Consider the following 13,323-nt stretch of genomic DNA (forward strand, 5'->3'; position numbering starts at 1 on the left):
CCTCCGCGTGTTATCTTTGTAGTAGACAAAAAAGGAGAGGAGACAGAGGTATGAGTAGCAGTATTTTAGAACAACGCAGCCGGTTTGCAATGATTGGCGCGCTGATGGTTATTATCAGCTTGATGTTTTTATTCTATATGGGAAGTTCCCTGGTTAGTTCGACCAAGAAATACCTGGAACAAATACAGGGGATAGAGATTACCTGTATCGACATAGACGAATAAAAAGACAGTAAACAGAAAAAGGTGCGGTATTCCGGTAAAAATCATTATTTTTGTCGGAATAAAAACGAAACCTTATGGAAGAAAAGAATAAAGCATGGAAAACGGTGAGTAGCAAGTATCTATTTCGCCGTCCATGGCTCACTGTACGTTGCGAAGATATGTTGCTTCCCAACGGAAACCATATCCCCGAATATTATATCTTAGAATATCCCGACTGGGTGAATACGATTGCCATCACGAAAGAAGGCAAATTTGTATTTGTTCGTCAGTACCGTCCTGGAATCCAGCGAACCTGTTATGAACTTTGTGCCGGTGTGTGTGAAGCCGAAGATGCTTCGCCGTTAGTTTCCGCCCAGCGTGAACTGTGGGAGGAAACGGGCTATGGAAAAGGAAACTGGCAGGAATATATGGTGGTTTCCGCCAATCCGAGCACTCACACCAACCTGACACATTGCTTTCTTGCCACAGATGTGGAACTGATAGACCATCAGCATCTGGAAGCTACCGAAGACCTTTCCGTTCATTTGCTCACTTTGGAAGAGGTAAGGAGTCTGCTTGAAAACAATGAAATCATGCAGTCACTGAATGTCGCTCCGCTTTGGAAATATATGGCTAGTCTATAATTTTAAATCATCATCATATGAAAACAGTATTATTGAGCATCCTTTGCCTGTTCATCTCAGGGTGGGGGAGTATGCAAACCGCGTTAGCGCAGGATTTGCAAGAAATGGAGAAAAACTTGTCCGCCATCAATGAGGAACTGAATCAGAAAACGAAAGAATATAGCTGGCAGCTTTTGGCCGCTTACGCAGACTATTGCGAAGCGAATAATAAGTATATCAGTTGGAATGATATACCTTACTTGCAGGAAATTGTGGAATTTGACCGCCCTGCTTCACTGGAAAATTACCGACTGGAACATAAAGCCTGTAAAGATGAACTGGATAAGTTTCTGAATACATATAAGGAATACAAGGAGCTTAAAAAGAAACAATCGGGCGCTGTGTCAAAGGAAGAGAAAGATGCAGTATCGGCAGCCTTTTCTGCTTTTTGGAAGAAGTTGCGAAGCGAAGATAATTCGTACAGGGATTTATATTATGCGGAACGAAAGGCTGCCTGCAAGTATAGAGCAGAAGCTCTGCGGTATATGATCGAGCAGCATAAAAAGGAGAATAAGGCAGTTCCCACTTCTGTGGTTAAATACTCTGACCGTTCTTATTTATTGGAGAAAGGCTCTGCTTTGGAATTGTTGGACAAAGAAGTGAATGCGTTGGAAAACGTACAAAGAGAACTTGTACGGAAAATGACGAGAACAAAGTATGGTTTGAATGAAACAGAAGAGAAGTAAGAAAAAGCTTTGCATATAACTATATCGTAGTGCGGGATAAGAAAATCCTTTTACATAATCAGAGGTTTGAATTGAAAGGTTCAAGCCTCTTTGTTTTTCCTTCAGTAATATTGGTTTCGTATCTGTATGCTTCTAATTTAAAATGTTTATGTAGTTATAAATTAAACGTTTACAGTTTCCTTCAGTTTCTATTAATGGAAACTCTCGTTTCTCGCCGAGGGAACGCTCGTTTCTCTACGAGGAAACTGGCGTTTCCCAGTATGGATACTGGCGTTTCTCTACGAGGAAACGGATGCTACTATTCCAATACGAAAATAATAGTCTCATTAACCGGAGCCCAATCATAAATAAATTTTGCGTGAGAAGTTGCATTTCGTACACACATATGCGAGCGTGGTGTTGTTCCCAGTGACGGGCTGTATTCTATCAACGTCTTGCGGGGAGCATTGACTGGTACACCATGAATATAGGCTCCATCCGTGAAACGGCTGGCATAAGGCGCGTAACCGCCTGTCTCTTTCGAACCGTCTTTTAGAAATACCATTTTGGCCTTCTTCTCTTGTAATACAAACATTCCTAAAGGAGTTTCCTGTGCATATGGCGGAAGATGACGTCCCGTAGTGGATGGATTCATGCTACGTACCGTCCATTCTTCTTTTCCGGTACACTCAAGAGAAACAATATTCTGATTATGCCGGTCTACGAAAATAGCTTTGTTAAATACAATTGTATCTCCGATTACCTTCACATATTTCTTGGGAATCATCCATTCATCTCCCGTAAATATAGGCTCCGCTTTGACAAACTTTTCTCCGTCTTCTATAAAACGGGTCAGTTCTCCGTCCTGACCGTAACGCTCGGCTACTAATGTGTCAGTGAGCAAATAGAGTGGGACAGATTGATACCGCTCCACTCCGAGAGTGTCTGCCACTCGCCCGTAAGCATTTCTCTTGAAGTTCCTTACAAGGGGAGCTTCCCCGTTCCTATTCTTATAGTTCTGAAGAATAGCCCATGTAGTGGGTTGTAACTGTATATTCTCAAGCAAGGCCAACCGTTCTTTTATTTTATCCCATTGAAACTGCCGGGTAGTATCTTTATAAGGATAGGTATCATCCAGTGTATATTTGTCATAGAGTAACTCCTTGGTGAGTTGTATCTGTTCCCCTGTCAGCTTTTTAACGACAGGTTTAACGGCGGTTTCAGTAATCGTGTCCTGCGTCAATGAATCCGATGGCTGGATTTCGGCAGACGAAACCTCTCCTGTACGCGAATTACAGGAACAGAAGATGCAAGAGGCGATAAGTATGCCGGATGCTATTTTATTCATATTATTAGTACAATGCATTAAATGGTCTGTTTACGAATATACGTCATTATAAGGAATAAACCTTTTATTTTGTTTAAAAAGTATGGAACAAATATACTTTTTTGCCAGATGGTATGGGTTGTCAGTCATTTTGTCAGTCAATTTCTGACAAAGAATCATTAATCTACTTTGGCACGCTTTTCGCAATGTCTTTAGCGTTCCGCCTGAAAAAGACGGATAACATCTACCATATAAATGTATAACTAAAATATAAAAAAAGTAACTATGAACATTAAACCATTAGCAGACAGAGTGCTTATTCTCCCTGCACCTGCAGAAGAAAAAACAATTGGTGGTATCATTATTCCTGATACAGCAAAAGAAAAACCTTTGAAGGGTGAAGTTGTGGCAGTAGGTCACGGTACGAAAGACGAAGAAATGGTATTGAAAGTAGGCGATACAGTTCTTTATGGTAAATATGCCGGAACAGAACTTGACGTTGAAGGTACTAAATATCTTATCATGCGTCAGAGCGATGTTCTCGCTGTTTTGGGTTAATTAATAATAGTAAATCATAAATCTTTAAATAGTAAATAAAGAGATGGCAAAAGAAATATTATTCAATATCGACGCCCGCGACCAATTGAAAAAAGGTGTTGATGCTTTGGCAAATGCAGTAAAAGTAACTCTTGGCCCGAAAGGACGTAACGTTATCATCGAGAAGAAATTTGGTGCTCCTCACATCACAAAAGACGGTGTGACAGTAGCAAAAGAAATCGAATTGGCAGACGCTTATCAGAATACCGGTGCACAGTTGGTAAAAGAAGTTGCTTCCAAGACAGGTGATGATGCCGGTGACGGTACAACAACTGCAACCGTTCTTGCACAGGCTATCGTAGCTGAAGGCTTGAAGAACGTAACTGCCGGTGCCAGCCCGATGGATATCAAACGTGGTATCGACAAGGCTGTTGTCAAAGTGGTAGAATCTATCAAGAACCAGGCTGAAACTGTAGGTGACAACTATGACAAAATCGAGCAGGTTGCTACCGTATCTGCAAACAATGACCCGGTAATCGGTAAATTGATTGCTGACGCTATGCGTAAAGTTTCTAAAGATGGTGTTATCACTATCGAAGAAGCGAAAGGTACTGACACTACTATCGGTGTAGTAGAAGGTATGCAGTTCGACCGTGGTTATCTGTCGGCTTACTTCGTAACGAATACGGAAAAGATGGAATGTGAGATGGAACAACCTTACATCCTTATCTACGACAAGAAGATTTCTAACCTGAAAGATTTCTTGCCTATCCTCGAACCGGCTGTACAGTCAGGTCGTCCTCTGTTGGTAATTGCAGAAGATGTAGATAGCGAAGCGTTGACTACACTGGTAGTAAACCGTCTGCGTTCTCAGTTGAAGATTTGTGCTGTGAAAGCTCCGGGCTTCGGCGACCGTCGTAAAGAAATGCTTGAAGATATCGCTATCCTGACAGGTGGTGTTGTTATCAGCGAAGAAAAAGGTCTGAAACTGGAACAAGCTACTATCGAAATGTTGGGTACTGCCGACAAAATAACAGTATCTAAAGATAATACGACTATCGTAAACGGTGCCGGCAACAAGGACAGCATCAAAGAACGTTGCGAGCAAATCAAGGCCCAAATCGTTGCAACTAAGTCTGACTATGACCGTGAGAAATTGCAGGAACGTCTGGCAAAATTGTCAGGTGGTGTAGCTGTTCTTTACGTAGGTGCTGCTTCTGAAGTGGAAATGAAAGAAAAGAAAGACCGCGTAGACGATGCATTGCGTGCAACTCGTGCTGCTATCGAAGAGGGTATCATCCCGGGCGGTGGCGTAGCTTACATCCGTGCAATTGATTCTCTCGAAGGAATGAAGGGTGACAATGCCGATGAAACAACCGGTATTTCTATCATCAAACGTGCCATCGAAGAACCACTTCGCGAGATTGTTGCCAACGCTGGTAAAGAAGGTGCAGTAGTTGTTCAGAAGGTACGTGAAGGAAAAGGTGATTTCGGTTACAATGCCCGCACGGACGTTTACGAAAACTTGCATGCTGCCGGTGTAGTAGACCCTGCTAAGGTTGCTCGTGTAGCTTTGGAAAATGCAGCTTCTATCGCTGGTATGTTCCTGACTACTGAATGTGTTATCGTAGAAAAGAAGGAAGACAAACCTGAAATGCCGATGGGCGCTCCCGGAATGGGAGGTATGGGCGGAATGATGTAATTCCGGTTTCCTTTGAATGAATATAGAAGTCGCTTTCGGTTTACCGGAAGCGGCTTTTTTGTTATAAACTGCTCTGAAACTTTAAAGAATCTCTTTTTGTTTCTTATCTTTGCATATCACTTGTATTATAGAATATATCTATATGGATAAAATAGTAGAACTGTCGGTTGAGAACTTCAAGGCTGTGAAGAAGGCTGATATAACGTTGAATGGGATAACAGTAGTGTCCGGTATTAATGGCTGTGGAAAAAGTAGTTTGTCACAACTGTTGTACTATTCGTTTTATTATGCGAATCGGTATGATGAGATGGTAGATAATGCTTTGAATACAGAATTATCCAAATATGCTGAAGTATTAAAGCAGATAGAACGAGAAACAAAAGATGATACATCTGCTGTTGATTCAATCATAATGCGTTATAATTCAGTGAAGGAAAAAGAACAATATTTGCATTATGTGGGACAATTGTTTACATGTTTTCTATATTATCAGGATTTTGTAAATAAGAAAGGAAATAAGGATACGGTGAATTCTTTTAATCGTATTGTTCGAATTATTAGAGAAACACTGAATAATCCTCTTGATGATTTAAACAAATTATTAGATCAGTTTTATTCTAATCTGGAACGTATTTTTAATGATGCATTAAGAGAATTAAGCCAAAGAGATTATTTCTTTTTGGAGAATTATTTAAATTTTCATTTAAAACGTGTATTGCCCCAAAGATGGATGATTCAAGAATATGCAGTTCCTTTTGCAGGAACTGGAACTAAGAATGTGCCTTTACTTCATTATATAAAGAGAGTTGGTTATATTGATACTCCTATGATAGTGGGAAGCTATTTGGTTAATGGTAAAGATTATTGGAAGAATTTGTCTATATTGTTAAATAATGATTCTCATGATATAGGTGAAAATATCTCCTTGTATGAGAATATTTCGCAGATAATGAACGGTGAATCTGTTGTTAAAGGAGATGGTATTCGTAATTTAAAATTATCTTATAAAAGATCCGATGGTAAAATCTTTGATTTGGGAGATTGTGCGACAGGAATTAAGTCATTTTCTATTTTGCAACTTCTGCTGAAGAATGGCTTTCTTCAAAAAGATACATTACTAATTATAGATGAGCCGGAAGCACATTTACATCCCCAATGGATTGTGGAATATGCTCGGATGATTGTTTTGCTCCATAAAGAGATTGGAGTTAAGTTTTTTGTAGCCAGTCATAGCACAGACATGATAAGTGCTATTCGATATATTGCGGCTAAAGAGGAGGTGCAGGATAGTCTGAATTTTTATTTAGCTGAGGATTCGGAAGATGCCCCTTATGAATATACTTATCGTGATTTAGGTTTTGATATAGATCCTATTTTTAAGTCATTTAATAAATCCTTTGATAAAATAGACGAGTATGGAGCTTTCGAATAAGTTGTCATGTAAGTGCCTTTCGATAGACTCTTATTGTTTCCCAGAGAAATTTGTAAAACAGTTTTCTGCATATTATGTTAGTCTGACTGATTTACTTATCCGTGAGGGAGCCTCAAAGAAGATACCTGATTGCAAAAGAACCATTTTAGTGATTGATGTCGACCAATGGGAAATAGAACAGGCAAAACGGCAGCATCGTTGTCTGAACAGTACGATGGACTTTGTAGCATTACTCAACAACAAAAGAATGCTTTTGGTTGATGCTAAATTTAGAGTGAAAACGAATGAATTGAATTCATCTTTTATTCAGAGTATAAAAGCCAAGTTAGCCTACACAAAACCTCTATTTTATGCTCACTTACCCATTCATGAGAATATTATATTATTATTTCAGACCGATAAGGTAGGGCAGTGTGAAAATAGAATAAGGCAATTGATGAATAATAAACCAGGTATTGAAGTAATGGATATTTCAAAATTCTATGATACGTATATTATGTGGAAATAAATGTTTGAAAGCATAAGAGTAAGAATCGTTTTTCCGAATGGAGAAGCGATTCTTTTTGTAATCAATCTATCCTGTAAATCAATCTTTTCAAAACATCCTTGCTTTATATTTTGTTTGCTCAACGTATTCTTGATGCCAAGAATACTTCGTATATTTAGAATCAAATTTATTAATAAAAAGTGAGATGTTGAAAGTATTAACATTTATGAAGCAGGTAGCCTGCGGGTTACAGGTGGAGGGAAACTTTGGTACTGCGCACGTGTATCGTAGCAGTCTGAATGCCATCATTGCTTATCGTGGGAAAAGCGACTTTGTCTTTAGCGAAGTGACTTCGGAGTGGTTGAAAGGGTTCGAAGTCCATCTTCGTAATCGTGGGTGTAGTTGGAATACAGTTTCCACCTATATGCGTACCTTCCGTGCTGTTTACAACCGTGCGGTCAATATTCGGAAGGCCCCTTATGTTCCGTATCTGTTTCGTTTCGTTTACACCGGTACACGTGCTGATCATAAACGTGCCCTGGCTGATGATGACATGAAGAAGGTCTTTGTTAATTTATCTCGGAAGGCGGGAGTATCATTGTCTGTCCGTCAGGCTCAAGAGTTATTCATTCTGATGTTTCTGCTTCGTGGTATGCCGTTTGTCGATCTTGTCTATTTACGCAAGAGTGATTTACGTGATAATGTGATAACGTATCGCAGGCGCAAAACAGGGTGTTCTTTGTCGGTGACACTGACTTCAGAAGCAATGATTCTGATAAAGAAGTATATGAACCGTGACTCTTCTTCGCCTTATTTGTTTTCGTTTTTGAAAAGCCGTGAAGGGACTAAGGAAGCCTATCGTGAATATCAGTTGGCATTGCGCAGCTTTAACCAACGATTGATGTTATTGGGAGAATTACTAGGATTGGGAGACAAACTAAGTTCGTACACCGCCCGTCATACTTGGGCTACGACGGCTTATTATTGTGAAATCCATCCGGGTATTATCTCCGAAGCGATGGGACATTCATCTATCACAGTGACTGAGACTTACCTGAAACCTTTTCAGGATAAGAAAATAGATGAAGCAAATAAACAAGTACTTGATTTTGTGAAACGTGTTGTAGGTAGTGTAAATGCCTGAAAATTATTCTGTTACTTCGTAGGTAACGGGAATAAATTCCGGTGCAAATATGAGCATATTTCTTAAAACAACCAAACGAAATCGCACATTTTTTCTAATAAACCACACAAAATAAGAACTAGACAGATAAAACACGTGGATTCTTTGTATTAGGGCTTTGTTAACTTCTAAATTTTGCAATAGATTTCCCTCCCCTCTGCCGCTTATCAGAAGCAGGGGTAAAAAAGTTTCATTGCATATTGTATCATTTTTCAGTATTGACTACTCTAAAAGAGCAGGACAAAGGTTTTCCCGTTACCTACGAAGTAACGGGCTGTCTATTATTGAAACTTAGTGTTTAATAATATATTATTAATGTAATTTTTAAGTAGTTATGAAAAGAAAATTTGTAAAAGTGATGTTCTTCGGGGCGCTGGCACTTTCTACTGTCACCTATGTAGGTTGTAAGGACTACGATGATGACATCGACAATCTGCAAACACAGATTGACGCAAACAAAGCTAGCATTGCCGAGTTGCAGAATTTTGTGAAAGAAGGTAAGTGGGTAACCAATGTTGAACCAATTACCGATGGATTTAAGATAACTTTTAATGATAATAAAAGTTATTCTATCACAAGCGGTAAAGATGCTACACCAACGACCATTAAGATTGATCCAACAACAAAGAACTGGATTATCAATGGTACAGACCTTGGTATTTGTGCTGAAGGAAAGAAAGGAACAGATGGTAAACCGGGTGGTGAAGGAAAACCTGGCGAATCGGGTGCAGCAGGATACGCACCGCAGATTTCTGAAGATGGATATTGGATGGTTTGGGATGCTGAAACTGAAAAACCTAAAAAAACAGATGTGAAAGCTGCTACAGATATTTATGTAACTGCTGATGCTGATAATCCATTGGTTTGGGTATTGAATATCCTTAATAAGGAAACAAAAGAATGGGAAAAAGTTTCTATGCCGAAGTCAGCTCGTATCACGAGTATGAGTGTACTTGGTGTAAAAGAAGATGGTACTGTTGATGTAAGTTCTGCTGAGGCTGAAGCTACTTTATATTATGGTATAGTAAAGACTAAAGCTATTGAGTTTCCTAAAGGTACAAAATATGCGGTAGATGATGTGCTTGTTGCCAGAGGCGGTAGTAAGATTCATGCATTGATTAATCCGGCAGACTTGAAAGCTGCAGATATTCAAGCTTACGAAATCGGCTTAACAGACTCTAAAGGTAATACTAATTTTGTTGTTGCTAATATTGCAGATAATTTTAGTTTAGATGCTTTGACTCGTACTGCGGATCCGAAAAAAGAACCTACAGCAAATAAAGGTGTATACGACTTGACTCTTAAGTTTGCGAACGGATTGACTAAAGATGAATTGACAGCTTTGGAAACTGCTGAAACGGCTTATGCGCTTACAACAAAAGATGCATGGGGTAATGAAATCATTTCTGGATATGACGTAAAAGTTAAGGTTGAACAAGGTGCACCGGACGTTGATTTTCAAGTTCCTGACGAAAAATTGACTTATCAAAAGTCCTATAGTTTAGATGAATTGTTTAGTAGTGAATTGGATAAGGTGGTAGCTCACTATTATACGGTTGCAGAAAATGATAAGGTAGAGTTTGATAAAAAGAACAATACAATTATTGCAAAGGAGCCAACTAAAGTAAAAGTTACCATTCATTATCTTGCTGTTGATGGAACGATTGTTGATAATGTAGAAGTAGAATTGACATTTACTTATGTGGCAAAGAAAGCTGAAATCAAAGATATGACTTGGGTTGTAAGTGGTGATAAGAAACAGCTAACAGCTACTTCTGAAATTGTAGGTCCTTCAGTAGAAGATATTATAAAAAATGTCAACTTGAGCGCCCCTATAGAAGCATCTATTGCTTATACTGACGATAAGGCAATGATCAATGGAGCACCAGTTCGGAATTATGTAGATAAGAGTATTGAGTTGGAGTTGCTAGGTTTGGGCAAAGACGGAAATCCAGTAGATAATTGGAATACTAATACAGACAAAGTTACTAAATTTGTAATCAAAGCTACATTTAATTTTGAAACAGTTGCTGCTGTGCCTCATACTGCAACAGTTAAATTCAAGAATAGTAAGCCTGGAGATAATTTAGGCAATGAGTACTTGTATGAAACAACATTCAAGATTACTGTAGATCAGCAAGATGATAAATTGTTCGTCTTTAAGCGTGCAACTGCTTACTTTGATAAAGATGGTAATGCTAAGGCTTATGGTACAGTGCCGACTATAGATAATAATAAGATTAGCTTCGATCTCTATACTCTATATAAAGAGGGTTCTATATCTGATGCGGATAAGGACAGTAAATATATTTCGTTTACAGAAGAGAAACCTTCTAGAGTAGAAAGTGGTAAGAAAGTGTATGCTTCTGCATGGTTGACTGAGGAGGAAGGTGATGTACCAACTCATGATTCAAAGATTAAGGTTTTCCCTTATGTTTCTAAGCCAGCAGCTGATAAAAACTGGGGTGGTGCTTATACTGATCGTTATATCACTGTATCTTATGCGCCATTTGGAAATGATGGTTTGAAGGCCATTACTGATAGAATCAATTTGACAATACAGTCAGAAATCTATGAAGGTACTTTTGAATTTATCAAAGAGGTAGAGGAGAAAGCTATAGGAACAAAAGAGAACCCGTTCGTAATCGCAGGAAATACAGTAACTATATCACCTGATGATTTCAAGAGAATAGATGCTCGTGCTAAGACCTATGATTTCGACGATGAGAGAATAGAGTCTGTTGAGACTAAATTAGCAGACGAAGACGCTCAAACTTATTTGGAGATGACTGGTAAGCTTATTTCTGATCCTGCTACTCCTGCTGCTGATGATGATGCTGATAAGGCGGAAGTTGTTATATCTAAGAAAGAGGGTGCAGTAATCCAAATTCCTCCTACTTGTAAAGTAAATGTTAACATTCTTGATAAGTGGGGCAGAACGAAATCCGTATCCATCTATGTAACAGTAAATAAGTAATCTGGATTAAAAGATTTGTAATTGAGGGCATCTTAATTCTTCATAGACTGAAGATGCCTTCTCTTTACAAGTTGTAATATAGGATTATAAATCCTTTACAAGAAATATACTGGGAGATGGACTGAAAATTATGCTTGTGAAAGTATGTTTTTAAATGTTTATCTCTTGGAAGGGATACCTCCCTTATTTCCCACAGGTATCCCCTATTTTTCTCTTAGGTACCTTCTTTATTGCGCTAGAAACAATATGCTAGTCCCTTATTTCCCTATAGATAAGGAGATATCTTGAGAAAACAAAAGCCCGGGCTTGCGAAAGTCTGGGCTTTTCATATCTTTATCTTTTTATTGAATATTAAATCTCCTCACATACCGCCATCTTCATACCTCGGTAAACCACAACGATTTTGTGTAAAGTTGTTGTTCCTATTGCTTTCTGCACCGTTTCGCTATCAGCATATCGTCTGGCTTGTGCGATAGCTTCCTGCCTGAGTTGTTCCACCTTTTCATCACTGTCCTTTCCTTTGGCATACTTCAGCTCTATAATGTATGAATGAAGCATATCTTTGTAGATGTCCAATAAAGGAAACATGAAAATGTCAGCATATCCTTCCTGGTTTTCCTGCTCTGAAATAGGACGATAGAATCGGTTCTGTGCAGTCATAGCCAGTGTAAATCCATGCACATACGCTTCACCCTTTTGCTTGTCGCGCTGTGAAGAGTAGCTGTGCAGGCATTCGGCGATATAGTTGAAGTAGGCTTTCCAGTTGCCATCATATGCCATTGCTGATGCCAGTTCTCCTTTTTCCCAATTATCGAAACGGAGGTTTGCTTCATTGTACGTATCTAGCAAGTAGCTGTACAATTGTTCACGTACTACTTGATTGGGGATAGTCAATAATGTCTTGCCACGTTTAGTTCCGCTGATAGTCAACATCCCGAAATAGAACAGCAGGCTGATAAAGTTATCCGGTTCTGCTATTGTTTCGGCAGGAAAGCCAGTTTTCAACTCACCCGTAATGTAACCTTGTTGCACCAATGTTTGGATAGTAGATGCGTCATGGGCGAATTCTTTGTCTTTACGGATGAGCATTCGTAGTTTGTTATAATCTACGCGGATGTTCTCTTCTACCATATCATCAGGCATGTGCCCTCCGTTGCGAATGTAATTATCTACAAAGTAGAGCACCATGTTGGAATTGTACATCGTAGTGCGTCCATAACTTTTTTTAGCAAAACAGTAATTGTCATACCAGGGCTTCATGGCCTCTATCAATTCGTCGGTAGAGTGGTGGAACTCGCAGGTAGTGGCGTAATAATCCAGCATCGCGCGCACTTCTTCTTCGTTGAATCCGGTCATTTCATTAAATTCCGGAGAGAGCGAATAATTGGTTCCGATATTGAATCCACTGGTCAGGTCATCCATCGTGACGGGACTGACACCTGTCACGAAACAACGTTTGATAGTAGAATAAGTGCCTGCTTTCACCGTATCGAAGAAACTGCGTAGATACCCTGTTCCGTGCGTTTCACTTTTATAATCTTCCAGGCAGGAAGGCTCTGACAAGATTTTGTTTGTGAAATGGTCGTATTCATCAATGAACAGATAAATCTGTTGATTGGTCTTGACACATTCTTTATATAAATAGTCCAGTTGCTCTACGGCTCCCTTCTTCTTATTCATTTCTTCCTTTATTCCTTTGGGAAGATATTGGGCGTAGACATCGCAGAAGAAGTTGAATTCAGTGTTGCAATGCGCGTCCAATGACTGCCGGTAACTGTTCAACTCGGCATTAACTACGGCAAAGTTCAGATAGATGATGAGATATGAATTTCGTTCGGGAGTGGGATGCTTTCCTATATACAGGTCGCCATACCATTTCTCGAACTTGTCCGCTTCCAAAATATTATAATAATGATGGAGCATGGAGATGGTTAGGCTCTTCCCGAACCTGCGCGGACGGATGTAAAAGAAATACTTGTTCGCGTTCTCTATGAGCGGGATATAATGCGTTTTATCCACGTAGTAACAGTCGTCTTCGCGGACATCGATAAAGTTCATCATTCCGTATGGAATACGTTTGCGCTTTACTGGTTGGTTCATAACTCTTTCATTTTCTCACAAAAGTAA

At 39.3% G+C, this 13,323-nt stretch carries 11 protein-coding genes; 9 read left to right on the forward strand and 2 right to left on the reverse strand.

The features are described 5' to 3' along the window. Window positions 1–50: 50 nt before the first annotated feature. The 3 genes from HC965_RS00125 to HC965_RS00135 all read left to right on the forward strand — a co-directional run bounded on the left by HC965_RS00125 (window position 51) and on the right by HC965_RS00135 (window position 1,572). Window positions 51–224, forward strand: a complete 174-nt coding sequence (locus HC965_RS00125; protein WP_162842103.1) for a hypothetical protein — start codon at window positions 51–53, stop codon at window positions 222–224. 74 nt (window positions 225–298) lie between these two features. Continuing rightward, window positions 299–847: an NUDIX hydrolase gene (locus HC965_RS00130; protein ID WP_191029519.1), complete on the forward strand. Its 549-nt coding sequence runs from the start codon at window positions 299–301 to the stop codon at window positions 845–847. Between the two features lie 17 nt (window positions 848–864). After that, on the forward strand, window positions 865–1,572 hold the full coding sequence (locus HC965_RS00135; protein ID WP_191029520.1) for a DUF5039 family protein: 708 nt from the start codon (window positions 865–867) through the stop codon (window positions 1,570–1,572). A gap of 298 nt (window positions 1,573–1,870) precedes the next feature. Here HC965_RS00135 and HC965_RS00140 read toward each other — a convergent pair whose 3' ends face one another. Next, window positions 1,871–2,917, reverse strand: a complete 1,047-nt coding sequence (locus HC965_RS00140) for a L,D-transpeptidase family protein (RefSeq protein WP_370539954.1) — start codon at window positions 2,915–2,917, stop codon at window positions 1,871–1,873. 246 nt (window positions 2,918–3,163) lie between these two features. On the opposite strand from HC965_RS00140, the gene HC965_RS00145 reads away from it, so the two are divergent. From HC965_RS00145 to HC965_RS00170, 6 genes are all read left to right on the forward strand, one after another. Next, a complete protein-coding gene (locus HC965_RS00145; RefSeq protein WP_004314007.1) occupies window positions 3,164–3,436 on the forward strand; it encodes a co-chaperone GroES in 273 nt (90 codons plus the stop codon). Between the two features lie 43 nt (window positions 3,437–3,479). After that, window positions 3,480–5,117 (forward strand): chaperonin GroEL, encoded by a 1,638-nt coding sequence (groL, locus tag HC965_RS00150; protein WP_191029522.1) that lies wholly within the window; start codon window positions 3,480–3,482, stop codon window positions 5,115–5,117. Window positions 5,118–5,259: 142 nt separating this feature from the next. Continuing rightward, window positions 5,260–6,549, forward strand: coding sequence for an AAA family ATPase (locus tag HC965_RS00155; RefSeq protein ID WP_191029523.1), 1,290 nt, complete (start codon window positions 5,260–5,262; stop codon window positions 6,547–6,549). Continuing rightward, window positions 6,533–7,057 (forward strand): hypothetical protein, encoded by a 525-nt coding sequence (locus HC965_RS00160; protein WP_191029524.1) that lies wholly within the window; start codon window positions 6,533–6,535, stop codon window positions 7,055–7,057. The genes HC965_RS00155 and HC965_RS00160 overlap by 17 nt, the downstream gene beginning before the upstream one ends. 184 nt (window positions 7,058–7,241) lie before the next feature. Continuing rightward, window positions 7,242–8,180, forward strand: coding sequence for a site-specific integrase (locus HC965_RS00165; RefSeq protein ID WP_191029525.1), 939 nt, complete (start codon window positions 7,242–7,244; stop codon window positions 8,178–8,180). Window positions 8,181–8,553: 373 nt separating this feature from the next. Next, window positions 8,554–11,196: a PL29 family lyase N-terminal domain-containing protein gene (locus tag HC965_RS00170; RefSeq protein ID WP_191029526.1), complete on the forward strand. Its 2,643-nt coding sequence runs from the start codon at window positions 8,554–8,556 to the stop codon at window positions 11,194–11,196. 351 nt (window positions 11,197–11,547) lie between these two features. Here the strand turns inward: HC965_RS00170 and HC965_RS00175 are convergent, their stop codons facing one another. Continuing rightward, a complete protein-coding gene (locus tag HC965_RS00175; RefSeq protein ID WP_191029527.1) occupies window positions 11,548–13,296 on the reverse strand; it encodes an ATP-binding protein in 1,749 nt (582 codons plus the stop codon). Window positions 13,297–13,323 lie beyond the last annotated feature (27 nt).

The organism is Bacteroides sp. GM023 (assembly GCF_014750685.1).
Taxonomy (GTDB): Bacteria; Bacteroidota; Bacteroidia; order Bacteroidales; family Bacteroidaceae; genus Bacteroides.

Excerpts from the sequence above, each read along its gene's own strand:
- HC965_RS00125 (WP_162842103.1), top strand. The coding sequence starts at position 51 with ATGAGTAGCAGTATTTTAGAACAACGCAGCCGGTTTGCAATGATTGGC.
- HC965_RS00130 (WP_191029519.1), top strand. The coding sequence starts at position 299 with ATGGAAGAAAAGAATAAAGCATGGAAAACGGTGAGTAGCAAGTATCTA.
- HC965_RS00135 (WP_191029520.1), top strand. The coding sequence starts at position 865 with ATGAAAACAGTATTATTGAGCATCCTTTGCCTGTTCATCTCAGGGTGG.
- HC965_RS00140 (WP_370539954.1), bottom strand. The coding sequence starts at position 2,917 with ATGCATTGTACTAATAATATGAATAAAATAGCATCCGGCATACTTATC.
- HC965_RS00145 (WP_004314007.1), top strand. The coding sequence starts at position 3,164 with ATGAACATTAAACCATTAGCAGACAGAGTGCTTATTCTCCCTGCACCT.
- groL (WP_191029522.1), top strand. The coding sequence starts at position 3,480 with ATGGCAAAAGAAATATTATTCAATATCGACGCCCGCGACCAATTGAAA.
- HC965_RS00155 (WP_191029523.1), top strand. The coding sequence starts at position 5,260 with ATGGATAAAATAGTAGAACTGTCGGTTGAGAACTTCAAGGCTGTGAAG.
- HC965_RS00160 (WP_191029524.1), top strand. The coding sequence starts at position 6,533 with ATGGAGCTTTCGAATAAGTTGTCATGTAAGTGCCTTTCGATAGACTCT.
- HC965_RS00165 (WP_191029525.1), top strand. The coding sequence starts at position 7,242 with ATGTTGAAAGTATTAACATTTATGAAGCAGGTAGCCTGCGGGTTACAG.
- HC965_RS00170 (WP_191029526.1), top strand. The coding sequence starts at position 8,554 with ATGAAAAGAAAATTTGTAAAAGTGATGTTCTTCGGGGCGCTGGCACTT.
- HC965_RS00175 (WP_191029527.1), bottom strand. The coding sequence starts at position 13,296 with ATGAACCAACCAGTAAAGCGCAAACGTATTCCATACGGAATGATGAAC.